This window comes from Klebsiella sp. Q11, from assembly GCF_964241505.1.
Lineage (GTDB): Bacteria > Pseudomonadota > Gammaproteobacteria > Enterobacterales > Enterobacteriaceae > Klebsiella > Klebsiella michiganensis.
In genome coordinates, this window is sequence record NZ_CAXSXW010000021.1 from 4,234 (window position 1) to 28,875 (window position 24,642).

The 24,642-nt window shown below is 55.5% G+C and carries 23 protein-coding genes; 15 read left to right on the top strand and 8 right to left on the bottom strand.

Annotation, left to right across the window (positions count from 1 at the left end; translation table 11 throughout):
* Positions 1-259 precede the first annotated feature (259 nt).
* Positions 260-721 (bottom strand): Lrp/AsnC family transcriptional regulator, encoded by a 462-nt coding sequence (locus ACESQ2_RS25910; protein WP_014226704.1) that lies wholly within the window; start codon positions 719-721, stop codon positions 260-262.
* A 149-nt stretch (positions 722-870) separates the two neighbouring features.
* Here ACESQ2_RS25910 and ACESQ2_RS25915 point away from each other — a divergent pair, with 149 nt between their 5' ends.
* The 10 genes from ACESQ2_RS25915 to ACESQ2_RS25960 all read left to right on the top strand — a co-directional run bounded on the left by ACESQ2_RS25915 (position 871) and on the right by ACESQ2_RS25960 (position 11,409).
* Complete coding sequence (locus ACESQ2_RS25915; protein ID WP_286115509.1) at positions 871-1,482, top strand: LysE family translocator; 612 nt, start codon at positions 871-873, stop codon at positions 1,480-1,482.
* A gap of 1,008 nt (positions 1,483-2,490) precedes the next feature.
* Positions 2,491-3,093, top strand: coding sequence for a tyrosine-type DNA invertase (locus tag ACESQ2_RS25920; RefSeq protein WP_049072101.1), 603 nt, complete (start codon positions 2,491-2,493; stop codon positions 3,091-3,093).
* A 568-nt stretch (positions 3,094-3,661) separates the two neighbouring features.
* Complete coding sequence (locus tag ACESQ2_RS25925) at positions 3,662-4,252, top strand: tyrosine-type DNA invertase (RefSeq protein ID WP_025106049.1); 591 nt, start codon at positions 3,662-3,664, stop codon at positions 4,250-4,252.
* Positions 4,253-4,750: 498 nt separating this feature from the next.
* On the top strand, positions 4,751-5,299 hold the full coding sequence (gene fimA, locus ACESQ2_RS25930) for a type 1 fimbrial major subunit FimA (protein WP_025106048.1): 549 nt from the start codon (positions 4,751-4,753) through the stop codon (positions 5,297-5,299).
* Positions 5,300-5,371: 72 nt separating this feature from the next.
* A complete protein-coding gene (locus tag ACESQ2_RS25935) occupies positions 5,372-5,911 on the top strand; it encodes a fimbrial protein (RefSeq protein ID WP_046876716.1) in 540 nt (179 codons plus the stop codon).
* Positions 5,912-5,984: 73 nt separating this feature from the next.
* Positions 5,985-6,671 (top strand): fimbria/pilus periplasmic chaperone, encoded by a 687-nt coding sequence (locus ACESQ2_RS25940; RefSeq protein WP_046876772.1) that lies wholly within the window; start codon positions 5,985-5,987, stop codon positions 6,669-6,671.
* 73 nt (positions 6,672-6,744) lie between these two features.
* Entirely contained in the window at positions 6,745-9,375 is a 2,631-nt protein-coding gene (locus ACESQ2_RS25945) for a fimbrial biogenesis usher protein (RefSeq protein WP_373171545.1), read from the top strand.
* A 13-nt stretch (positions 9,376-9,388) separates the two neighbouring features.
* A complete protein-coding gene (locus ACESQ2_RS25950) occupies positions 9,389-9,916 on the top strand; it encodes a fimbrial protein (protein WP_046876771.1) in 528 nt (175 codons plus the stop codon).
* Between the two features lie 12 nt (positions 9,917-9,928).
* Complete coding sequence (locus ACESQ2_RS25955; RefSeq protein WP_049070463.1) at positions 9,929-10,432, top strand: fimbrial protein; 504 nt, start codon at positions 9,929-9,931, stop codon at positions 10,430-10,432.
* Positions 10,433-10,476: 44 nt separating this feature from the next.
* Positions 10,477-11,409: a fimbrial protein gene (locus ACESQ2_RS25960; RefSeq protein WP_046876770.1), complete on the top strand. Its 933-nt coding sequence runs from the start codon at positions 10,477-10,479 to the stop codon at positions 11,407-11,409.
* A gap of 149 nt (positions 11,410-11,558) precedes the next feature.
* On the opposite strand, the gene ACESQ2_RS25965 is transcribed toward ACESQ2_RS25960, so the two are convergent.
* Both ACESQ2_RS25965 and yjdI read right to left on the bottom strand, forming a co-directional pair.
* Positions 11,559-11,831 carry a GNAT family N-acetyltransferase gene (locus ACESQ2_RS25965; protein ID WP_014226706.1) on the bottom strand — a complete coding sequence of 91 codons (273 nt, stop codon included), beginning with the start codon at positions 11,829-11,831 and terminating at the stop codon, positions 11,559-11,561.
* Positions 11,832-11,842: 11 nt separating this feature from the next.
* Positions 11,843-12,073, bottom strand: a complete 231-nt coding sequence (yjdI, locus tag ACESQ2_RS25970) for a 4Fe-4S mono-cluster protein YjdI (protein ID WP_046876713.1) — start codon at positions 12,071-12,073, stop codon at positions 11,843-11,845.
* A 269-nt stretch (positions 12,074-12,342) separates the two neighbouring features.
* Here yjdI and ACESQ2_RS25975 point away from each other — a divergent pair, with 269 nt between their 5' ends.
* The 4 genes from ACESQ2_RS25975 to ACESQ2_RS25990 are packed head-to-tail and all read left to right on the top strand — an operon-like array spanning position 12,343 to position 17,072.
* A complete protein-coding gene (locus ACESQ2_RS25975; RefSeq protein ID WP_014226707.1) occupies positions 12,343-12,615 on the top strand; it encodes a YtcA family lipoprotein in 273 nt (90 codons plus the stop codon).
* Positions 12,616-12,621: 6 nt separating this feature from the next.
* Complete coding sequence (gene mdtN / locus ACESQ2_RS25980; protein WP_046876712.1) at positions 12,622-13,650, top strand: multidrug transporter subunit MdtN; 1,029 nt, start codon at positions 12,622-12,624, stop codon at positions 13,648-13,650.
* A 9-nt stretch (positions 13,651-13,659) separates the two neighbouring features.
* Positions 13,660-15,597, top strand: coding sequence for an FUSC family protein (locus ACESQ2_RS25985; RefSeq protein WP_373171546.1), 1,938 nt, complete (start codon positions 13,660-13,662; stop codon positions 15,595-15,597).
* Positions 15,594-17,072 carry an MdtP family multidrug efflux transporter outer membrane subunit gene (locus tag ACESQ2_RS25990; RefSeq protein ID WP_049070461.1) on the top strand — a complete coding sequence of 493 codons (1,479 nt, stop codon included), beginning with the start codon at positions 15,594-15,596 and terminating at the stop codon, positions 17,070-17,072. Before ACESQ2_RS25985 ends, ACESQ2_RS25990 begins: the two co-directional genes overlap by 4 nt.
* Here the strand turns inward: ACESQ2_RS25990 and ACESQ2_RS25995 are convergent.
* Positions 17,069-19,780: a LuxR C-terminal-related transcriptional regulator gene (locus ACESQ2_RS25995; RefSeq protein ID WP_049070459.1), complete on the bottom strand. Its 2,712-nt coding sequence runs from the start codon at positions 19,778-19,780 to the stop codon at positions 17,069-17,071. The two genes, ACESQ2_RS25990 and ACESQ2_RS25995, sit on opposite strands and share 4 nt — an antisense overlap.
* Positions 19,781-19,947: 167 nt before the next feature.
* Between ACESQ2_RS25995 and ACESQ2_RS26000 the strand changes: the two genes are divergently transcribed.
* Positions 19,948-20,727, top strand: coding sequence for an acetoin reductase (locus ACESQ2_RS26000; protein ID WP_014226712.1), 780 nt, complete (start codon positions 19,948-19,950; stop codon positions 20,725-20,727).
* A gap of 40 nt (positions 20,728-20,767) precedes the next feature.
* On the opposite strand, the gene ACESQ2_RS26005 is transcribed toward ACESQ2_RS26000, so the two are convergent.
* From ACESQ2_RS26005 to ACESQ2_RS26020, 4 genes are all read right to left on the bottom strand, one after another.
* Complete coding sequence (locus tag ACESQ2_RS26005; RefSeq protein ID WP_004124798.1) at positions 20,768-22,321, bottom strand: peptide MFS transporter; 1,554 nt, start codon at positions 22,319-22,321, stop codon at positions 20,768-20,770.
* Positions 22,322-22,817: 496 nt separating this feature from the next.
* Complete coding sequence (locus tag ACESQ2_RS26010; protein WP_009654947.1) at positions 22,818-23,240, bottom strand: hypothetical protein; 423 nt, start codon at positions 23,238-23,240, stop codon at positions 22,818-22,820.
* A 424-nt stretch (positions 23,241-23,664) separates the two neighbouring features.
* A complete protein-coding gene (locus tag ACESQ2_RS26015; RefSeq protein ID WP_373171547.1) occupies positions 23,665-23,859 on the bottom strand; it encodes a hypothetical protein in 195 nt (64 codons plus the stop codon).
* A complete protein-coding gene (locus ACESQ2_RS26020; RefSeq protein WP_009654966.1) occupies positions 23,840-24,613 on the bottom strand; it encodes a DeoR/GlpR family DNA-binding transcription regulator in 774 nt (257 codons plus the stop codon). The genes ACESQ2_RS26015 and ACESQ2_RS26020 overlap by 20 nt, the downstream gene beginning before the upstream one ends.
* Positions 24,614-24,642 lie beyond the last annotated feature (29 nt).

Here is a 24,642-nt window from a genome sequence, read left to right on the forward strand (position 1 = left end):
GGGGAGCAGAGCGCAGAGTAGCTGAATTTCCCGGAGGCGATGCTGCGCATCTGTCCGGGCTACCGGCCCGCGGACGGCGGTGAACCCGTAGCCCCGGTAAGGCGTTAGCCGCGACCGGGGAGCAGAGCGCAGAGTAGCTGAATTTCCCGGAGGCGATGCTGCGCATCTGTCCGGGCTACCGGCCCGCGGACGGCTGTTAACCTGTAGCCCGGGCAGGCGCTTTGCGCCGCCCCCGGGAGCAAAGCGCAGAGTAGCATAATCACCCCTTACCGAGCGGAAACGGGCGATCCTGCACAACCGTTTTCATCACCAGCGTCGACCGCAGGTGCTGCACGCCGGGCATTGCCGAGAGTTTGTCATCATACAGTTTCTGGAACGCCGGGAGATCGCGGGTTACCACGTGCATCAGGTAGTCCGGATCGCCAAACAGGCGCTGCGCCAGCACGATTTGCGGTATCTCTTCCACCGCCTCCTCAAACGCGCTGACCGCTTTCTTATCGCCCTCTTTTAGCGTCGCGAAGACGATCGCCAAAAAGTTAAAGCCCATTTTGGCCGGATCCAGATTAGCCCGATAGCCGGTAATCACCCCTTCTTGCTCCAGCGTCCGCAGCCGTCGATGACAGGGCGAAAGGCTGAGATTCACCCGCTCGGCCAGCTCGGTTATCGACAGCCGTCCGTCAGCCTGTAGCTCAGCAAGAATTTTTCGATCGATGCTATCCATTTGGAAGATTTTCCCTCAGAAGAACGCCTTAAAGCATAACATTGAAAGCTCATTGCGCAATAAACTCGATATTCTTTCCCTCAAATAACCGCCGCTTAACGAGGGAAAATGATGAGAAATTGCCGTCAGCACGCAGAGGTGAGCCGTCCATGGAAATGAGCTTTATCGCCAGCTTTTGGCTGGTCTCCTTTCTGCTGATCATTACGCCGGGCGCTGACTGGGCCTATACCATCAGCGCGGGGATCAACGGACGGCGCGTGATACCCGCCGTCGCCGGACTCATGTCTGGCCACCTGCTGGCCACGCTGATCGTCATCGCCGGAATCGGCGTGTTAATCGCCAATCATCCGCTGGCGCTATCGACGCTCACGCTGCTGGGCGCAGGCTATCTGATGTGGTTGGGGATCGCTATTTTACGCCATCCGCCGATGCCTGATACCCAGCAGCACAGCGCGGGCAGCTGGAATCGCTGGGCGATTAAGGGATTATGCATTAGCGGCCTGAATCCAAAAGTCTTTCTTCTGTTTCTGGCCCTCCTGCCGCAGTTTACCGACCCCCAGGGAAGCTGGTCGGTCACGCAGCAAATGCTGATACTCAGCAGTTTACATCTGTTAACCTGCACACTGGTTTACCTGGTCGTTGGATACTGTTCACGCGCTATTTTAACAACCCGCCCTCATGTGGCGTATTTAATTAGTATGCTATCCGGCTCTATTATGATTCTGACCGCCTCCATCCTGATTTACGGAGAGCTGGCATAACCAAAGCGCCAGGGTGTGAGAACAGAACGGGGCTCACACTCTGTCTTATTAGTCGTTGTGCCAAAGCTAAAGCTCAGAACCTATCTGTGAATATGCATAGGCAGATCTTTTATTAAGTACAATTATTTTACACATGTAACATCGCCGCTTTCCCTCTCATCCATTACGTAGTTATACGTAATCCCCCTCAAATGAGGCCCATAATTTGTGCCAGGCTTTTTTTTAGTTTTGTTTAACATGTGTTGTAGATTCTCTTTAATAAAGTGGTTATATTACCACCACGCTTCTACCACCTCTTAAAAACACATAACCCATTGATTTAAATAATATTAATAAAAATATAAATAATTGAAATCTCTTCAGAATTGTACATTCAAAGAGACATTAGCATTAGTGCAAATGATATCAAAAAAAAGTACAAGCATAAAAATTATAAAATTCACCATACAAATTAAACATAATAAACAAGTATGAGGAACGTATGATTAATATTATAGAAAATTAATATCCGTGGTTCAGGCGGTATACAACGCCATTATGCCAACCGTGATGACGTTGACTGGCAACTCATGGACTTCCGCTAAAAAAAATATAATTTCGCCTCATTACACACTTACCTAGAATAATAATATGTTAAGACGCACAGACGAAAATAAAAAAAACATTCATCGTCAATAAATAATGGAGTAATTATACATACCCTAAATAATTCAAAATGCAGGACCAGCGATTAACCGTTTCCAATAACGTTTACGCTGGCCCCGAAGAGGTGAGGCTGAAGGGTGAGTCTCCGCGAACTGACTGGAGTCTGTCACTGGGGTAAGCAACAAGTCTTTCAAGAACAGATATGCACGTCGCCGAGTGGCGATGCGTAAGGGCAAGTCATCCAGGATGATGACGCGTCACGCAGCGGCCAGCGCACACGTACCCTGAAGTATGACGGATATAAATGAGTTAAATGACTGTTAGCTGAATGCTATCTCCATATAGCGTAATAAAAGGGACATTATGAAAAGCAATGCAGGCAATACGAAAAGGAATTTCTTAACGCAAAACGAAATTGAGGCACTGCTGGCCGCATCGAACACAGGACCTCACGCCATACGTAACTACTGTTTGACATTACTGTGCTTTATTCACGGGCTACGCGCCAGTGAGATCTGCCGTCTGCGGGTCTCAGATATCGATCTCCAGTCAAAATGCATCTACGTCCACCGGCTTAAAAGAGGGTTCTCGACCTCCCATCCATTAATTAATAAAGAAATTGAGGCATTAAATCGCTGGCTGGCTATCCGGGAAACCTATCCGCAAGCGGACAGCGAATGGTTGTTTTTATCACGTAAAGGAAACCCTCTATCACGGCAGCAGTTTTATCATGTTATCTCTGTCGCAGGTGGAAATGCCGGCCTCCCAATTGAAATCCATCCGCATATGCTTCGCCACTCATGTGGTTTTGCTCTGGCCAACATGGGCATTGATACCCGTCTGATTCAGGACTATCTCGGGCATCGAAATATTCGCCATACCGTCTGGTATACCGCCAGCAATGCCGGTCGTTTCTATGGTATCTGGGATTGCGCCCGAGATAAAAAAAGGCGAGTTATTTTATAACCCTTCTCTTCGACGCCGATTACGGCGTCGGAATCCTTCCGTACGCAGCGAATACATCTTTAGCGCCAACACATACCAACCCGTTACTATTAAAATCAAAACAGTCACACACATAACTACATTGCAAAATAATTATGACCTTCCGCACTGATTTGCTGTAATGCAAAATATTTAAGTAAGATATTTCTCAAACCCATCAGATTTAATTATTTTTCCTTTAATTTTAATAACCTGATAGCAGGGGGACTGCGCGTCTCTTGTGATATCAAATAAAAATCGATAAACATTATGGGTGACAAATTTGTCAGCTTGAACTTATCACAGCTTCAGTAACCCGTATTTATATACCCTAAATAAATCGCGTTGCAGGACAACACGGTTAACCGTTTTGCACAGCGCTTGCGCTGGCCGCGTAAGGAGGAGGCCGAGTATTGCCAACGCACAAGCAACTGGAAGTATGACGGGTATATGCGCAGATAATTTTCGGCTTTATTGCGGTGCGTCTGACGCATGCTGATGATTTGTCCCGCGACATCCGCCCACATGCATATATCAGGAGTGATACATTATGAATCGACGTCGTTTTCTTACAGCTAAAGAAGTTCAGGCAATGATGTTAGCTGTACGTCATGGCCCTACCGGCGAACGCGATTATTGCCTTATCTTGCTAGCGTTTCGCCATGGTATGCGCATCAGTGAACTTCTTGATTTGCATTATCGGGATTTTGATCTCAATGAAGGACGCATCAATATCCGTCGGCTGAAGAACGGCTTCTCCACGGTGCATCCCTTGCGTTTTGATGAACGTGACGCGCTTGAATGCTGGAGCCAGATTCGCGCCAGTTGGTATAGGGCAGATAAAAGCGATGCGGTGTTCATCTCGCGCCGCGGCACCCGACTTTCCCGTCAACAGGCTTACCGCATCATTAAAAGCGCAGGTATCGCTGCCGGCACCGCTACGCCTACCCATCCGCATATGTTACGCCATGCCTGTGGTTACGAACTGGCAGAGAGAGGAGCGGATACCCGCCTGATACAGGATTATCTCGGTCATCGTAACATTCGCCACACAGTACGATATACCGCCAGTAACGCTGCTCGATTCGCTGGATTATGGGAGAGAAAAAACTTATTAGCTGAAAATTTATACAATCAATAATTTGTGGCTAATTTATTGATTTTTTTTCTTTTTTTTGAAAAACGAATGGGTCAATTAGGACCAAACTGTCCGTATAATAAAAAAGTTTTGAAACATTCTGCAACTCAAATATGTTCTTTTTTGGCAAAATAAATATAACCACCTGATTCATAAATAAATTACCTCCACCATTTATGGTATTCCTCCTCCTGTTTCAGCATATTCACTTTTCCATCGACTCTCATCATCAGCTTGTTTGTTTTCCTTCCCCACCTCACCACATACGATAAAGAACCAAGAAAACAACAAAAAACAGATTAAAAACCCGCTTAAAAAAATGAAAAGCGATAAAACAAGACATTTATTTCAATGAGTCAAAATGGTCCTAACTGTTACATCAGTCAGGTAAAAACTTTGAAGAACCGGCAGTCGGACCATCGGCTAAAAATGGAGTGCCTGGAAGGCATAACGACTGCCAACAACGGTTCGTAATATCGATAATGTTTAAAGGAAAACAACATGAAAATCAAAACACTGGCTATCGTTGCTCTGTCAGCTCTTTCCCTGAGTTCTACCGTTGCTCTGGCCGCAACCACCACCGTAAACGGCGGCACCGTGCATTTTAAAGGGGAAGTGGTCAACGCAGCCTGTGCGGTAGATGCCGGTTCTCTCGATCAAACCGTTATGTTAGGTCAGGTGCGTTCAGCAAAACTGGCTACCGCTGGCAGCACCAGCTCTTCCGTTGGTTTCAATATCCAGCTGGATGAATGTGACACCACCGTTGCAACTAAAGCGTCTGTTGCGTTCTCTGGTACTGCGGTTAATAACACCAATACAAACGTACTGGCACTGCAGAACTCCGCTGCGGGCAGCGCAACCAACGTTGGCGTACAGATCCTCGACAGCACCGGTACCCCGCTGGCACTGGATGGCGCAACCTTCAGCAAGGCGTCTACCCTGAACGACGGCACTAACGTCATTCCGTTCCAGGCTCGCTACTACGCAACCGGTGCAGCCACTGCCGGTATCGCGAACGCTGACGCAACCTTCAAAGTACAGTACGAATAATCCATTTGTTTGCAGGGAAGCAATTCGGGCCAGGGATGGCCCGTTTTTCACTAAACAACTGGAGCGATCGCGATGCATAAAATGAGATCAGGTTTGTTCATTTTTCTGCTACCGACACTCGCCCTGGCGGGTAATCGGTGGAACGTCACTTTACCTGGTGGAAATATGCGTTTTCAGGGGGAAATTATCGCTGAATCCTGCCGGGTGGAAGCCGGGGATCGGCAGTTGGTTGTCAATATGGGGCAGATTGCCAGTAACCGCTTTCATGCAACCGGCGAGGATGCCGCCCCGGTACCCTTCGATATTCATCTGCAGGACTGCACTACCGCCGTTAGCCAGCATGTTGGCGTAGCGTTCACCGGCGTCGCGGACGGTAAGAATCCGGACGTACTTTCGGTTGGCGAGGGTCCGGGCATCGCTACGGGTATAGGTATCGCCCTCTTTGACAAAGATAACAGTCTTATACCGCTTAACCAGCCTCCCAGAAGATGGATGCAAATTTATACCGGCCCTACCACTCTCCATTTCGTAGCGAAGTATCGGGCCACAGGAAAACAGGTCACTGGGGGCGTCGCAAATGCGCAGGCCTCGTTCTCTTTAACCTATCAATAATTCGCCAGCCGGCCTACCGATAAGGGAAATCACGGTGAATACACAAGGAAGATATGTGAAAAATACGCTGAAAATGACACGTAGCCTGCTGGCTGGCGCGATGATGACCGTCCTGGCAGGCTTTACCTTCTCCGCTGAAGCAGGTGTGGCTCTGGGGGCAACACGAGTTGTTTATCCGTCCGACCTCAAGCAGGTCCAGTTAGCCGTTACTAATAATGACGAGAAAAGCGCCTATTTGATTCAATCGTGGATAGAGAATAATGATGGCGGCAAAGATGGTCGTTTTGTCATTACGCCACCACTATTTTCGATGCAGGGGAAAAAAGAAAATACGCTGCGAATTATTGATGCTACTAACAATCAATTACCGCAGGATCGGGAAACGCTGTTCTGGATTAACGTTAAAGCTATTCCTTCAATGGATAAATCAAAGCTTAATGATAATACCCTACAGTTGGCGATTATCAGCCGTATCAAGCTCTATTATCGCCCGGCAAACCTGGCGCTATCTCCAGATCAGGCTGCTGAAAAATTAACATTTCGTCGTAATGGAAATGTTCTCACGCTGAGCAATCCGACGCCCTACTACCAGACGGTCACCGAGCTCAACGCCGGAAAACGGGTACTGGAAAATGCGCTGGTTCCGCCTTTGGGAGAAACTTCCGTCAAATTACCGTCAGATGCTGGTAGCGAAATTACCTACCGGACGATTAATGATTATGGCGCACTGACCCCGAAAATGAAGGGCAGGACACAATAACTTAAAGCGATAGTGAACGCTACCGCTTGAAATAAAAAGAACTGACAGCCGGTAATTTTTGACCGGAGGGACTATGTCATATTTGAAATATGGACTTTACAATTTGGGCTCACAGTGCATTCGGCGCAACCACCTGCGCTCAACACGCATCCTGGCCAGGATTCCCCTTTTTATTTTACTCACCTCACAGGCTTTTTCTGCGCAGGCAGAGTTTTATTTCAATCCACGGTTCCTGTCAGACGATCCTACCGCCGTAGCGGATCTGTCCGGTTTTGAAAATGGACAAGAGATACCGCCGGGAACCTACCGTGTGGATATATATCTCAATGACGGTTATATGACCACCCGCGACGTCACGTTTGATGCCGGAGATAAAGGTAAAGGATTGCTGCCCTGCCTTACCCGCGGGCAGTTGGCCAGCATGGGCCTCAGCACCTCTTCAATCGCAGGGCTGGGGGAACTGCCCGCCGATAGCTGCGTCCCCTTACTTGAGATGATCGAGGATATGACGATCCGTTTCGATGTGGCTCAACAACGTCTTTACCTCACCATTCCTCAGGCATTTATGGGCAACCGCGCCCGCGGTAGCATTCCTCCGGAGCTGTGGGATGATGGTATCAATGCGCTACTGCTGAACTACAACTTCACCGGCAACACCGTGCATAACGATATCGGCGGCAGCAGCAACTACGCGTACCTGAACCTGCAGAGCGGGCTGAATCTGGGCGCCTGGCGCCTGCGCGACAACACCACCTGGAGCTACAGCAGCGGTTCCGCAAACAACGAAAATCAATGGCAGCACATTAACACCTGGCTGGAGCGAGACGTTACGCCATTACGCTCGCGCCTGACCCTTGGCGACAGCTACACCAACGGCGATATCTTTGACGGCATCAACTTCCGCGGCGTGCAGTTAGCTTCCGACGATAATATGCTGCCGGACAGCCAGAAGGGTTTCGCCCCGGTCATTCACGGGATTGCCCGCGGCACGGCCCAGGTCTCGATTAAACAGAACGGGTATGAGATCTACCAGAGCACGGTACCGCCCGGCCCGTTTACCATCAACGATCTCTATGCGGCCGGTAATAGCGGCGATCTACAGGTCACCATCAAAGAGGCCGACGGCAGCAGTCAGGTGTTCACCGTCCCTTACTCTTCCGTTCCGGTGCTCCAGCGCGAAGGCTACTCCCGCTATACGGTCACCGCCGGCGAGTACCGCAGCGGCAACAATCAGCAGGAGAAACCTAAATTCTTCCAGGGCACGTTGCTGCAAGGACTCCCGGCGGGCTGGACGCTGTACGGCGGCACCCAGCTGGCGGACCGCTACCACGCCTTTAACCTCGGCGTGGGGAAAAACATGGGGGAGCTGGGGGCGCTGTCGCTGGATGTCACCCAGGCCAATGCCACCCTGCCCGATGACAGCGATCGTCAGGGTCAGTCGGTCCGCTTCCTCTATAACAAGTCGCTGACGGATACCGGCACCAATATTCAGCTGGTGGGTTACCGCTACTCCACGCACGGCTACTTCAGCTTCGCCGATACCACCTACAGCCGGATGAGCGGCTACAACGTCGCGACCCAGGACGGGGTGATTGAAGTGAAGCCGACGTTCACCGACTACTACAACCTCGCTTACAACAAGCGCGGCAAAATACAGGCCAGCATCACCCAGCAGCTGGGGCGTACTGCGACTCTTTACCTGAACGGCAGTCATCAGACCTACTGGGGCACCGGCAAGGCCGATCAGCAGCTCCAGGCGGGGCTGAACACCGCCGTCAATGATATCAACTGGACGCTCAGCTACAGCCTGACCAAAAACGCCTGGCAGCAGGGGCGCGACCAGATGCTGGCAGTCAACGTCAATATTCCGTTCAGCCACTGGCTGCGTTCCGACAGCAAATCGGCCTGGCGGCACGCCAGCGCCAGTAGCAGCATGTCAAACGATCTGCATGGTCGGATGAGCACTCTGGCGGGCCTGCACGGCACGCTGCTGGAGGACAACAACCTGAGCTACAGCATGCAGACCGGCTACGCCGGCGGCGGTGAGGGCAACAGCGGCGGCACCGGCTACGCGGCGCTGAACTACCGCGGCGGCTACGGCAACGCCAACGTCGGCTACAGCCGCAGCGACGGTATCAAACAGCTGTACTACGGCCTGAGCGGCGGCGTGCTGGCCCACGCCGACGGCGTCACGCTGAGCCAGCCGATGAACGACACGGTGGTGCTGATCAAAGCCCCTGGCGCAGACAACGTCAAAGTGGAAAACCAGACCGGGGTTCAGACCGACTGGCGCGGCTACGCCGTGCTGCCCTACGCCACCGAATACCGGGAAAACCGGGTGGCGCTGGACACCAACAGCCTGGCCGATAACGTCGACCTGGACGATGCGGTGGCCAGCGTGGTACCGACCCACGGCGCCATTGTCCGCGCGGAGTTTAAGGCCCACGTCGGGCTCAAGCTGCTGATGTCGCTCATTTACAACGGTAAGCCGGTTCCCTTCGGCGCGCTGGCCACCCCGGTTGGTCGCCAGGGCAGCAGCATCGTCGCCGATAACGGCCAGGTCTACCTGAGCGGGATGCCGCTGGCGGGCAAAGTCCTGGCGAAATGGGGCGAAGGTCCGAACGCCAGCTGCGAGGCTGACTACAGCCTGCCGCCCGAAAGCAAGAACCAGGCATTGAGCCAGCTGTCGGCAGTCTGCCGCTAAGGAAGTCATGATGATGAAAACACCTTTTTATCTCCTCGGTGCCCTTCTGTCGCTGGTGGTTGCCAACGCCTGCGCGGCGGACAGCACCATCACCATCAGCGGCTACGTTCGCGATAACGCCTGCGCCGTGGCGGGCGAGTCGAAAGATTTTACCGTCGATCTGATGGATAACGCCGCGAAGCAGTTTCATACGGTTGGGGCAACCACGCCGCTGGTGCCGTTTCGTATCGTGCTGTCGCCCTGCGGCAGCTCGGTCACCGCGGTGAAGGTCGGCTTTGTTGGCGTTGCCGACAGCATCAATACCGACCTGCTACAGCTCGATGGCGGCACCTCAGCGGCAGCGGGGATGGGCGTGCAGATCCTTGGCGCGCAGCAGACGGCGCTGCCGCTCAATGCCGCGTCGTCAGCGATCCCCTGGACCACGCTGACCCCCGGCCAGACCAACACGCTGAACTTTTCCGCCCGGCTGATGGCCACCCGGGTACCAGTCACCGCCGGGCACGTTAGTGCTACCGCGACATTCACGCTCGAATTTCAGTAACCGGAGGCTTTGATGAAATGGATTCATGCCGGGTGGCTTCTGGCAATAATGCTGGCCGCATCTTCCCCGGCCCTACAGGCCGCCGACATTACTATTACCATTAACGGCAAAGTGGTGGCCAAACCCTGTACCGTTTCCACCACTAACGCCAGCGTCGATCTGGGGGAACTCTATACCTTCAGCCTGCTATCAGCGGGCTCCGCGTCGGCCTGGCAAGGTACCGAGCTCGATTTAAGCAACTGCCCGGTCGGCACCTCGCGGGTCACCGCCAGCTTCAGCGGTACGGCGGACGCCACTGGTTACTACAGAAACCAGGGCACCGCCCGCAATATCCAGCTTGAGCTACAGGATGAAGGTGGAAACACGCTGAACAACGGTGCGAGAAAAGAGGTGCAGGTGGATGATTCAACGCAATCAACCCGCTTTCCTCTGAAGGTCAGGGCGCTGACGGTCAACGGAGGCGCGACTCAAGGAACGATCCAGGCGGTGATTTACGTCACCTATACCTACGCCTGAATCAGGAGAAACAAATGAATTATCAAAATCAAACCACATCAAAGATTAAGCACCTGATATACAAATTTTTTTGTATTTTATCCTTAGTGGCAGGCTCCTCCACGACTGCTTACGCTTTTACCTGCTATGACGCTACGGGCGCGACCCTGGAAAGCGTATACGGCGATCAGTCCACAAATGTCTATGTTAATTTACAGCCGTCCCTGGGGGTTGGCCAAAATCTGGTGGTAGACTTATCCCAATCCATATACTGTAAGAATGACAATCCAGGAGAACGTTACGATTGGACAAGCATACGCCAGGGCTCAGCCTACAGCGGCGTGCTTGCTAACTTTACCGGTTCGCTGAAGTATTATGGTTCAAGCTATAACTTCCCGCTGACTTCGAGTACGGCAAGTTACAATTTGCGTTCAGGTGATTTTGTGCCCTGGAATGCGATACTTTATCTTACCCCGGTCACAGCCGCTTCTGGAGTCGTCGTCAAGTCAGGCTCATTAATTGCCAGTTTGGTTATGCTTCATGTTGGTATCAACATTAATAGTGGTAGCAACGAATATCAGGCACGTTTCACATGGAATATTTATGCTAATAATGACGTTATTGTGCCTACCGGCGGCTGCGATGTCTCATCCCGTAGCGTCACGGTTAATCTTCCCAACTACCCCGCCTCAACGGCGATTCCATTGACGGTACACTGCGCGAAAAATCAGGCACTGGGTTATTACCTCTCTGGCACCACCGCGGACGCAGCCAATTCCATTTTTACCAACACCGCGTCATCTTCGGCGGCGCAAGGTATCGGCATTCAGCTAACCCGAAATAGCAGCGTTGTTGCAGCCAATAAAGAGGTTTCTTTAGGAACGGTAGGCACCTCACCGGTCAATCTAGGGCTGATCGCTAATTATGCCCGAACCAGCGGCCAGGTGACCGCCGGCAACGTGCAATCGATTATTGGGGTAACATTTGTCTATCAGTAATCTCTTGCCATAACGCGCCGGTGCCGATGGCTTATAACCTTTGCCAGCCATATGGCTGGCAAAGGGTTAGCTTATAATAGAAGACGCCACAGTACGTCGCCGCCCGCTCCGGGCTAACATTGTTGCGCCAGCATGCTGGCGCATTTATTTCAGGCGCGAATATCGTCGTACTCGCGAGTATTATCAAATTCATGTTTGGCAAACGGGCACAGCGGAATAATTTTGCGCTGCTCGCCGCGCATTTTTTCCACCACTTTCGCCACCAGCTTTTTCCCCACCCCCTGGCCTTTCAGGCTGGGGTCGACGTCGGTGTGTTCAATAATGCTGAGATGCTCGCCGGTGGGGACAAAAACAATTTCCGCCACCTGCTTCCCGTCGGCGTCATTGACGTAAAACTTGTTATGACCTTCCAGTATTTCCATCATTTCCTCGCTTATTTTTGGCGATACTTTAGTGCGCCGCTCGGGCAGGTATCAATAACCTTAACCACCGTGGCCACGTCCACTTCATCCGGGACGATCCACGGTTTGCGTTTCAGGTTGAAAAGCTTCGCGCTACCGCGCACGCAGTTACCCGAGTGCTGACAGATATCGGTGTTAAAGTAGACATCGATTTTCTCGCCGGTATAGGCGCGATAGCCCGCTTCCTGTAGTTCTTTATCCATGACATTGCCTCAGTTCTGACTATTTTTTTAGCTTTGGCTCTAAGCATAGCCCTGCCAACAACCGCTGACTATCGGCGACGGGCGAAATTTATATTCCAGCGGCCTCACGCCATTAATGCAGAATGAATGATTTTCTATGCACTCGTTATCCAAAGAAAATGTTCTGTTTATCGATGAAATACAGATGCTTCGGTTATATCTATCTTTTATTTCCCCGATAGGGAGATTACACTCATTTCATCTTAACCCGAGCACTCAGGTATTCAGTCTTGAATCGCATTGTAAAGCTGCCGCGCCCTACGCTCTTATTCTTGCTATTTACGCTCTCCGGCTGCTCATTATCCCCGGCGATTCCGGTATTAGGCGCCGCATTCCCGGGCTGGTTTTTCTGCTTAACAGGCGCCGCGCTGTTACTTATTCCCTGCCATATCCTGATTGTGCGTAAAGGATGGCAGTCGCGATTTTCTCCGCTGGTCTTCAGCTATCTGGCGCTGATGTTCCTGTTCGCCACGATTCTGTGGTTCCTGCTCTTCGTAAACTAGATACCTATGACCTCATCCCGCTCAAGCGTTATCCGCAAAAAATGGCCCCTGCTGGCGCTCGTTCTCGCCGCTATCGTGGCGCTGATTCTGGTTATCTGGCAGCTGCAAACCTCGCCGGAAACCAACGATGCCTATGTGTATGCCGACACTATCGACGTGGTGCCGGAAGTGAGCGGGCGGATCGTCGAGATGCCGATTCGCGACAATCAGCGGGTAAAAAAAGGCGACCTGCTGTTCCGCATCGACCCGCGCCCCTACCAGGCGATGCTCGACGATGCAAAAGCCCGCCTGACCACGCTTGATGCGCAGATCGTGCTGACCCAGCGCACGATTAAAGCACAGGAATATAACGCGCAGTCGGTCAGCGCCGCCGTTGAACGGGCTAAGGCGCTGGTTAAACAAACCACCTCTTCACGCATTCGCCTTGAGCCGCTGGTACCGCAAGGGTTCGCCTCCCAGGAGGATCTTGATCAGGCGCGAACGGCAGAAAAAGCGGCGCGCGCCGAGCTGGAAGCCACCCTGCTGCAGGCCAAACAGGCTTCCGCCGCCGTGACCGGCGTCGATGCCATGGTGGCGCAGCGGGCGGGCATCCTCGCGCAAATTGCGCTGGCCGAGCTGCACCTCGAATTTACCGAAGTCCGCGCGCCGTTTAACGGCGTGGTGGTAGCGCTGAAAACCACGATCGGCCAGTACGCCTCGGCCCTGAAGCCGGTCTTTACCCTGCTTGATGACGACCACTGGTACGTGGTGGCGAACTTCCGCGAAACCGATTTAAAAAACGTGCGGCCCGGCGTTCCGGCCAGAATCACCGTGATGACCAACCACAGTCGCGCCTTCGAGGGCGTGGTCGACTCGGTCGGCACCGGCGTTCTGCCCGACGGCGGCAGCGTGATTGAAGGCCTGCCGGTTATCCAGAAGAGTATCAACTGGGTCCACGTCTCCCAGCGCTTCCCGGTCAAAATCGCCGTTAAAGACCCCGACCCGAACCTGTTTCGTATGGGCGCCTCCGCCAGCGCCGTTCTGCAGCCGCAATAAGGAGACGGCATGCAGAGCTTGTGGCCCTTTCTGACCCGGGAACTCCGCGATGCGCCGGGGCGGGCGAACTACACCCTGCGCCTGACGCTCAGCTGCGCGGTGCTGATTGTGCTGTTTATGACGCTGCATATTCCCTTCCTCGCCGTCGCGCTGATCGTGGTGTTTTACGTCAGCCAGCCGAACGTCCTGATGATCAAACTGGTGAGCGTGGTTTTCGTGGTGACCGTCAGCGTCGCGCTGGGCGGCGTGCTGCTGATTATCAAATGGACCTATGACTATCCGCTGATCCGCCTGGTCGCCTCGGTGATCCTGTTCTTCTGCGCCATTTACCTGATGCGGGTGCTCGGCAAGCTCGGGCTGGCGTTTTTCGTGGTGGCGCTGGCGGTCATCTACGCCCAGACCTTCCCGTCGATGACCAGCCAGAGCGAAATTCTGGTGCGCCTGCTGCTGTGGCTATGGGTGGCGATCAACACCGCGATTCTGGTGACCCTGCTGGTCAACGCCTGTTTCCAGCAGGCCTTTCCCGGCTATCAGTTTAAAGCCCGGCTGGTGGTGATGCTCCGCCAGACGGCGCGGCGCCTGAGCCAGCCGGACGATGGCACGCCGCCGCCCACCGTTACCGAGATTGCCGGGCAGTTTAACCAACTGCGGTCCCTGTATCAGCAGGCCGCGCGCGCCACGCCGGAGATTGCCGCCAGCCCGCAGGCCTGGCAGTCGCTGATGGCCGCCGCGCTGAGCTGCTCTCATTTGACGGCGCTGCTCCAGCCGGGCGACGACAATCCCGATGCGCGTCGGCGGATAGCCAGCCAGCTTAACGCGCTGGCGGATAATCTGCCCGCGGCGGCGGAGGTCCAGCCGCTGATTGTCCCGCGCGACGGCGCCAACAGCGCCATTTTGCAGGAGATCGCCGAGGTTCTGGCGCGGCTGGCGCGCGGCGAAACCATCCCGCTGCCGCAGGGCGAAGTGGAAAAAGCGCCGCTGCTTTTGCCGGACGCGTGGTCCAATCCGACCTATCTGCACTTTGCCCTGAAAACGCTGCTGGCGACGCTGCTGTGCTACGTTTTTTACACCGCCGCCGACTGGCAGGGCGTCCACACCATCATGCTGAGCTGCGTGATCGTCGCCCAGCCGGGCCTGGGCGCCACCATGCAGAAAACGTGGCTACGCATCGGCGGCGCGCTGCTGGCCACGCTGATTGCGCTGCTTCTGATCGTCTTTGTGCAGCCCTGGACCGATTCGCTGAGCGGCCTGCTGGCGATGACCCTGCCGGTCTTCGCGCTGGCGGCGTGGATTGCGGCGGGGTCGGAGCGCATCGCCTACGCCGGCATTCAGATAGGCTTTACCTTCGCGCTGGCGTTCCTGAGCTGGTTTGGCCCGCTCAGCAACCTTACCGAGCTGCGCGACCGGGTTATCGGCATCCTGCTCGGCGTGCTGGTTTCCTCCATTGTTCATCTCTATTTATGGCCCGATAGCGAAGCGCCGCAGCTGAAAGCGCGTCTGGCCCAGCTGTATCGCCAGCTGGCGCAAACCCTCGCCGCCCGCGACGATGAGGTTCAGCAGGTACCGCTGTTTGCCGCGCTGACCGAGAGCGAAACCTTAATCAACCGGGTGGCCGCCGAGCCGCTGGGAACCTATGCGCACCCGTGGCCGGAAGCCAAAAGCTGGCCGGCGCGGGCAACCTTTCGTCAGGCAGAGGAGATCCTGCGCCTCAGCGAAGGCTATCGCCTCTACGCCGCGCCGGAAGATACCTTTTTAGCCCGCTGCGCCCGGCGGCTTGAAGCCTACGCCAGCGATATCGATGCGCAGCAAAATAGCGTTGAGCGCGTTCAGGCGCAGCAGCCGGATCCGGCGAATCCGTTCGGCGCGCCGCTGGTCAATGCGCTGGCCGCGCTGCCCACGTGGCCGCTTGCGTCTTCCGTTATTCCGCGACAGGCAACCCGATCATGACGAAAACCACTCCTCTTCCGCGCGTCTGGCGCTCCCTGGCGCTTGCCTTCGCCCTCACGCAATTAGCCGGCTGCGCGTTAATTCAGGACGATCCCGGCCAGGTACCGCTGGTCAACCCGCAGCAGGCCGAGCTGGCGCAGGTGATCCACCTGGCGAACAGCGGCTGGCCGACGGCGCGGTGGTGGGAAGGCTATCAGGATCCCCAGCTCAATATGCTGGTTAATCGCGCGCTGCAGAACTCTCCTACTATGCAGGCGGCGCGGCTGCGTATTTCGCAATCGCAGTCCACGGTTGAGCTGGCGCAGTCGGCAATGGGCGTTCAGGCCACCGCCGTGGCGGCGCAAAACCGCCTGCGGGTGACCAATAAACAGTTTACCTGGCCCTACTCCTTCTCCCTGCCGGTGGATAAAAACGGCCCCTGGTACACGCTGAATACGGTCGGCGTCGGAGCGACGCTGAATATCGATTTATGGGGCGCCGACCGCGCCCGCGTCGTCGCCGCGATTGGCGAAAAGAATGCCCGCCAGGCGGAGACCGCCGGTATCGAGCTGGATCTCGCCAGCAGCGTGGCTCAGCTCTATTTCGCGATGCAGGCAACTTTTCAGAAAATCGAATTACTCAACCAGCTGGAGGCTATCGCCCGCCTCTCGGTGCAGGCGCACGAGCATCGTACCGCGCGCGGCGTCGAGGATAGCGTCGATGTCGCCAATGCCCAGGCGGAGCTGCTGGCGGCGCAGCAGCAGGTGATTACGGCGCAGGGGACGCTGACGCAGTACCGGGAAACCCTGCGGGCGCTGATCGGCGCCGATGCGCATAGCATGCCGGAGATTCACCCCGTGGCGCTGCCGACGCTGCAGGAAACGCTCCCGGACTCGCTCTCGTTTGAGCTGCTGGCCCGCCGCCCGGACCTGCAGGCGCTGCGCGGCTACGTTAGCGCTTCCATGAGCCAGGTGGACGCGGCAAAAGCGGCCTTTTACCCGCACTTTGATATCAAGGCCTTCTGGGGCTACAACGCGCTGAGCGTCGGCGATCTGTTTAAGTCCTCATTCCAGCAGATCAATATACTGCCGGGGCTCTATTTACCGCTGTTTGACGGCGGGCGCTTAAACGCCAACCTGAAATCGACGCGTACGGCGAGCAATATTTTGATTAAGCAGTACAACCAGGCGGTGCTGGACGCGGTGCGCGACGTGGCGATTAGCTCGAGCCAGCTGAACGATTTGAACCAGCAGGCCGCCCTGCAGCAGCAGAAAGTGACGGCGGCGATGGTGACCACCCGCAGCGCCAGCGCGCACCATCAGCGCGGGCTGGTCAGCTACTATGCGGCGCAGGAGGCGCGTCGCCCGGCCATCGCGCAGCAGCTTTTGCTGCTGGATATCCAGGCCCAGCAGCTCAGCACCGATATCACCTTGATTAAAGCGCTGGGCGGCGATTATCGCGGCCCGGCGCTGAGCGAGAACGCCCCATCGCGCTAGCTTAACAGGCGCCATTCGCGCGCCTGGTTTACCGCCTGGATGCGCCCCTTCACCTGCAGCTTTTCATACAGCTGCTTAAGGTGCCATTTGACGGTTTCCGCCGAAATGCCCAGCTCGCGCGCGACGCCCTTGTTGGAATGGCCGTTGGCAATCAAACGCAGGGTCTGCTGCTCCCGTTCAGTCAGCCGCAGCGCGGGCGGCTGCGGACGCGCCGTATCAATCACGATACCGGCGGCGGCGAAGCGGGACAGCAAAGCGACGATATCGGCGGTCAGCGCATCATCCGCCGCGCCGCGCTTGTGCATCTCCGCCAGCAGCGCAGCCATCTCTTCCCTCCCCTCCAGCAGGCTGCGCCACAGCCCCTGACGCAGCGCGCGCGCAAGCGCCGGTCGGCAGACAGCCATCGCCTGCTCCCGCTCGCCGGCACGCCAGAGGGCAAGCGCCTGTTTGAGCCGCAAACGCACGGCGAATAGCCACTCGCCGCTGGTTTCCCGCACGCCGGCCAGCGTATCCAACAGCCGGGCGGCGGCCTGCGGTTCGCCGGCGGCGATAAGGAGACGGCTCTGGCTGAGCGCGATATATCCGCCGGCAGCCTCCGTCTGGCTAAGGGTCTGCAGGCGAAGCAGCAGCGCGTCGGCGGCCAGTTTGTCGCCCGCGTGAAGGGCAACGGCAATCCGCTCCGCCAGCAGCGGAGCCTGTGCCCGCAGCCAGCCGCGCTGGGCCGCCAGCCCTTCGGCGTGCAGTAATAGTGATTCGGCTTCCGCCAGTCTCCCCATTTCACGGGCCTGACGGGCCAGGATGATATAGCCGCGGCTAAGGCCGTCGGGCGGACAGAAGTTGTCGATGGTCTCCAGACGCGGAACCAGCAGGCTTTGCGCCTGCTCGCCCTTCCCCTGCTCCCAGGCGATCTCGGCGAGAATGGGCGCCAGGGTAGCGCCGCTGCTGGCGTTCTCGCCGGTATGCTGCTCCGCATAGCGCAGCGCCCCCGCGGCCTGACGTTCCGCTTCGGCGAGATTCCCCTGGCGCAAATAGCTCTGCGCCATGACAAAGGCCCGGTAGACCGTCACGAACAGGTTGCGGTTAGCAACGCTGACGCCGGATACCCGCTGCTGTACCTCCAGCGCCTGCTGCGGCCGGGAGTCCGCAAGATGGCAGTAGCTGAGGATGTTGCACACCAGGCCATCAACCCAGATATCGCCGCAGGGCACCTCGCGCAGCAGCGGTTCGACAATAGCGATACTGCGGGCAATATTGTCAGCAAAGGCTTCGCAGATCGCGCGAACGACCCGCAGCTTCACCCACGAGCTGTGGGCCAGCGCCCCGCCATGTGCCGCCGATTGCGTCTCAATGGCGTCGAGCAGCTGGCGAGCGTCGCTGAACCGGAAGCGGTGGGCTAGCGCCCAGGCCAGGTTAAGCTGAAGCTCGATGCGCGACGGGTCGAGATTGGCTGGCAGGTAGCGTATCCACTGCACCAGGGTATCGATATCCCCCTCCTCCGCCAGAGACTGCGCGCCCGCTTCCGCATCCCTGGCCGCCGATTTTCCGGCGGCCAGCGCATGGCGTATCGCCTCGGCCCACAGCTGCTGCGAGGCGAACCAGGCGCTGGCGCGATCGTGCAGCTGGCGAATATCAATATCCCCGCCGTGGCGCAGGCGATGCAGCAGCGCGTCGCGCATCAGCGGGTGATAGCGAAACCAGCGGCCGCTGTCGTCCAGCGCGGAAAGAAACAGATTGTGCTGCGCTATCCACCTCAGCATCTCGCCGCCGTTATGGCGGCCGCAGACGGCATCGCACAGATCCGGATGCAGGCGATTAAGCACGGAGGTATGCAGCAGGAAGTCGAATACTTCGGGCGGCAGCGGCGCGAAAATCACTTCATCCAGATAGCGGGAGATTGACCGCGAGCCGGCGCCGAAGCCCATCGCCGTAGACGCGTCCGGGGAGAGCGCGGCCATTTTCATTCCCGCGACCCACCCTTGTGTGAGCGCGATAAGCCGGGGGATCGCCTGCGGATCCAGCCCCGACGCGCCAGCGAAATAAGCGCGGGCTTCGCTGGGGTTAAAGCGCAGCTCCGGGTCATCGACCTCCAGCAGCTGGTCCTGCATATGCAGACGGCTCAGGGCTAAAGGCGCCTGACTACGGCTACCGATGAGCAGATGCAGCGCCGGCGGCGCATGGTGCAGCAGCCAGCTCATTCCCTGATGAATCGCCGGGTCGCTGATGCATTGATAGTCGTCGAGGATCAGGTACAGCGGGTGCGGGCACTGATTAAGCTGATTAACAAGCTCAGCAAAGAACAGGGGGAGCTCGGCCGGAAGCTCACCTTGTAACAGATGCAGAAACGACGGGCTCCACCCCTGCCACAGCGGCCGCAGCGCCTCCTGTAGATAGCGCATAAACAGCAGCGGCGCGTTGTCGTCCTCTTCAAGGCTCAGCCAGGCCAGCGCATCCCCTTGTCGAAGGCGGTGCCGGTACCACTGCGCCAGCAGGGTGGTTTTGCCAAACCCGGCGGGCGCGCGCAGCAGGGTTAAACGGCGGGAGACGGCGCCGTCGAGGCGCTGCAGCAGGCGCTCCCGCGACAGCAGGCTTTCCGGCGTACGGGGCGGCGTAAAGCGCGTGGAGATAAGCGGCAGCGTCCCGGTGAAACGTAAAGGTTCCTGATGAACAAACGCTGTCAGTGAATCATCCGCCGAGGGTAAAAAAGCCATACCGCGATTACTCCTTAAATCCAGTCCGTACGCTCATTATCCCCCCCATCAGGGGGGTAGGCCACGCTTATTGCGCCCGATAGAGTAGTGCCATTCGCCGCAGCGGCTACGACGACATCGGCCGCGGGCCTCCCTGGTTTATTAATCAGTACAAGGTGAGTACAGACATGGCTATCGAAAATAAAGTTGCGCTGGTGACCGGCGCCGGTCAGGGCATTGGTCGCGGTATCGCGTTGCGTCTGGCTAAAGACGGCGCGTCGCTGATGCTGGTCGACGTGAACCCGGAAGGGATTGCCGCCGTCGCCGCCGAAGTGGAAGCGCTGGGGCGCAAAGCGGCCACCTTCGTCGCTAACATCGCCGACCGCGCGCAGGTATACGCCGCCATTGATGAAGCGGAAAAACAGCTGGGCGGCTTTGATATTATCGTGAACAACGCCGGGATCGCCCAGGTTCAGGCGCTGGCCGATGTGACGCCTGAAGAAGTGGACCGCATCATGCGCATCAACGTTCAGGGTACCCTGTGGGGCATTCAGGCGGCGGCGAAAAAATTCATCGATCGTCAGCAGAAAGGGAAAATCATCAACGCCTGCTCTATCGCCGGTCATGATGGTTTCGCGCTGCTGGGCGTCTATTCCGCCACGAAATTTGCCGTACGCGCCCTGACGCAGGCAGCGGCGAAAGAGTACGCCAGCCGCGGCATCACGGTTAACGCCTACTGTCCGGGGATTGTGGGAACCGGAATGTGGACCGAGATCGATAAGCGCTTCGCCGACATTACCGGTGCGCCGGTGGGCGAAACCTATAAAAAATACGTGGAAGGTATCGCCCTTGGCCGCGCCGAAACGCCGGACGATGTGGCAAGCCTGGTCTCTTATCTGGCAGGCCCGGACTCCGATTATGTTACCGGTCAGTCGATTCTGATCGATGGCGGTATTGTTTACCGTTAAGGGATAAACCCGGCGCAGAACGCGCCGGGTTTTTGCGGGATTACGCGTTAGCCGCGGGCTCCTGCGGCTTGTCGCTGCGGGTGTTTTCCAGCATCCGGCGAACCGGAACAATCAGCAGGCACAGCACCGCGGCGCAGATCAGCAGCGCAATGGAGCAGCGTGCGAACAGGTCAGGCAGCATATCCAGCTGATCGGCCTTCACGTGGCCGCCAATCAGGCCCGCCGCCAGGTTACCCAGGGCGCTTGCGCAGAACCACAGCCCCATCATCTGGCCGCGCATTCTTTCCGGCGCCAGCAGGGTCATGGTCGCCAGGCCAATCGGGCTAAGGCACAGCTCCCCCAGCGTCAGCATCAGAATACTGCCCACCAGCCACATCGGCGAAACGCCCGCGCCGTTGTTGCTCAGGACGTTTTGCGCCGCCAGCATCATCAGGCCAAAGCCCGCCGCCGCGCATAAAATACCGATAACAAACTTAGTGATGCTGCTCGGACGGACGTTTTTGCGCGCCAGCGCAGGCCATGCCCAGCTGAATACCGGTGCCAGCAAAATAATAAACAGGGCGTTGATCGACTGGAACCACACCGCCGGGATCTCGAAGGAGCCGAGCATACGGTTGGTATAGTCGTTAGCGAACAGGTTAAACGAGGTCGGTTTCTGCTCAAACGCCGACCAGAAAAAGGCGGCGGAGATGAGCAAGATAAAGCATACCAGCAGGCGGGCGCGCTCTTTGCGGCTCAGTCCGGCGAAGACGAACAGGTAGATAAAATAGAGCACCACCGACGCCGCAATCACGTAGACCAGCACGCTGGCGACCGCCACCGGGTTAATCACGATAACGCCCTGGGCAATCAACGCGATGATAACCGCCACGCCGACCGTCAGCGCCAGCAGCCATGCGCCGACGCCGTTTCGTTTCACTACCGGGCTGTTCCAGGTGGAATCGAGGCCGACTTCGCTGTCGTAGCGTTTCATCGCCGGAACGGCAAAGACGCGGAAGATAATCAGCGCGACCAGCATCCCGATGCCGCCGATGCCGAAGCCCCAGTGCCAGCCGTGAGATTTAATCAGCCAGCCGGAGATCAGCGGGGCGATAAACGACCCCATGTTGATGCCCATATAGAACAGCGAGAAGCCGCCGTCGCGGCGCGCATCGCCTTTCTTGTACAGCGTACCGACCATCACCGAAATACAGGTTTTGAACAGGCCGGAACCGAGCACGATAAACATCAGACCGATAAAGAACAGGCTATCCCCCATCACCGCCGACAGCGCGATGGAGAGATGGCCGAGGGCGATCAGAATCGAGCCGTACCAGACCGCCTTTTGTTGCCCGAGCCAGTTATCCGCCAGCCAGCCGCCGGGCAGCGCGGCAAGATACATGGTCCCGGCAAAGATCCCGACAATGGCCGACGCGTTCTCGCGCGCCAGCCCCATCCCGCCGTCATAGACGGTGGCCGCCATAAACAGGATCAGTAATGGTCGAATACCGTAAAACGAGAACCGTTCCCACATTTCGGTGAAAAACAGCGAACCGAGGGGGTAAGGATGACCAAAAAAGGTCCGAGTTTCATTTTTATTAACAGAGGAATGCATAACTTCTCCCAAAGATGTCCGCAGCGCTTTAACGCAGCGGAAAGCGTGTTGGCCTTTTATACACAAGGCCAATCATTCACATTTAATGTGACGTAATTTAACCATTTGATAACCTAATAATGGTCCTGTCTAGTCCCTTCCCCCAACTTTTTAGATGAAAAGTCGACAAACGTCTACTTTTACAGATTTAAAGTTGGCGAGAGAGGAAATGTGATTGACAGAGGCATTCATGACAAAAATGATAATTTTTCATTTATTTACAATGAGTTAAGAAATTACCCTGGCAACCTCATCCCGCCAGAAAACCCGGGCGATAAAAGGGGTAAAAGCGGGAAAAAACAGCATTAATGGGGGCTTTATTGAGTAATGCCGTTTAATGACATTCTCATCGACTCAAACCAGGAGGAACTCGCGGCAGGGAATATCCAACCTGCAGCCGGAAGAACGATCGAAGCGAGCATCCCGGCTCATTGGCCCATTGACGGAGAGGAGATATCTACAGATAGCGGATCAAAAAGACGATAAGCTCCTCAATCAGCTGAGGCTTCATGACTCTAAAAATATACTTAAACTTTTTATGGGATATTTTTACAATGCGCCATTTCGCTTTTGATGCCGTCAGCCGCAGGGTGAGCCTGACTTTCAGCGACAGGCTTTCTTCAGATACAATAATCCGCACTTTATTTCTTGCGTAGTCATATTTGAAACTAATATCAAAAAAGAAACCATCGTTTGCCACAGTGATTTTTTTGGCATCGCCAAAAGAACCCTTGGTAACTTTATTATCAGGATTTGCTTTCAGATGTGACAATATTGAGACATATAAGCACACGAATTTTATTTTAAATTCACGCCGCTGTCGCTTTATCTCCTCCTTTTCCTTCCTTAATCTTTCCAGGCTATTTGTCATCGAACTCATTTATTCTTCCTGCCATATGATTTATATCCTATATAATCACCAGCGAGGTTTTTAAGACAGGATAGCATCACGATAATTCTCCATGCGAATAATCAGACAACGCCTCAGAATGTTATTTCTGTAGCGTTGGGTAGTATCCGCTCATTATGGCTTGCATAATGACAATATATAAAATATGGTTTTTACTGCCATAAAGCGATTCTGACATAAAGATTGAAATAAAATCCACTTTTTATTTCATTGGGCATGTTTTTCAGAAGTTTCGCGTTACATTTTAAATGTCCGCGCGCTAAGAATTATATTAGCTACGCGCATAATGTATTGAAAACTTTTAAAAAGGGAGAAAACCAGTAACCCGTTTGTTCGTTGACGGATAAGCCGATGATCCCAATGGCATACAGGAACGTTTGAGGGGCTATACCCTTTAGGGGGTATCTTTCCTGTACGCCACTATCAACGACGCTTTAATCCAGCGCGCTTTAATTGCGCTATATTCGGGAGAAGCCATCACTTTCTCCAGCGCCGGGTTGATACGCGGCGCAATACCGAGCCCTTTACCGTAGTACTCCGGATCGGTGCACCGCTGCCGGAACAGAACGCTAGAGGTGCGCCTCTTCATCCAGGGAGATCACCTGAATGCCGGCATTACGATACGCCTGAACGTCATCGGGCAGACGATCGACCACCACGGTATCAATCCGATCCGCGGCGGTAAACTGGGCAAGCGAGGTATTATTCAGCTTGCTGTAGTCGCAGACGATAATCACCTGGCTGGCGTGTTCAACCATGCCGCGTTTCGTTTCTGCCAGCATGATATCGGCCACGCAGGCGCCGTGTTTCAGCGACAGCGAATTGGCGCCCATAAACGCTTTATCGACGTTCAGGGTATCAAGAATAGAGCGTCCGTTGATCGCCACCACGCAGTGGTATCCCTTCTTCACGATCCCGCCCAGCAGAATGGTTTGAATAGAGGGGCTGGCTTCCAGCTCGCGGGCGATTTGGTAATCGTTGGTGACCACCGTGACGTTTTGTCGGTCGCGAATATTGCGCGCGATATGCAGGGTCGTCGTGCCGGTATCCAGCACGATAATGTCGCCATCCTCAACCAGCGCCGCCGCGCGCTGGCCGATCCGCTCTTTCGCGCTGAGGTTGACAATTTCACGCGCGTCCGACGCCTGTTCAAAGCTCGCCCGCGTGCGAAGGACGGCGCCGCCGTGGGTACGGGTCAGCAGTCCCTCCTCTTCCAGCTGGCGGAGATCGGCACGAATGGTGGCGCCAGATACATTAAAGACGTCACACATCTCAGAAACAGCCACTTTGCGTTTTTCCCTGAGAATACTGAGCAACTTCTCCTGTCTTTCTTCTGCAAACATTCTGCCTCTCTCTTATTTACGGCACGTTA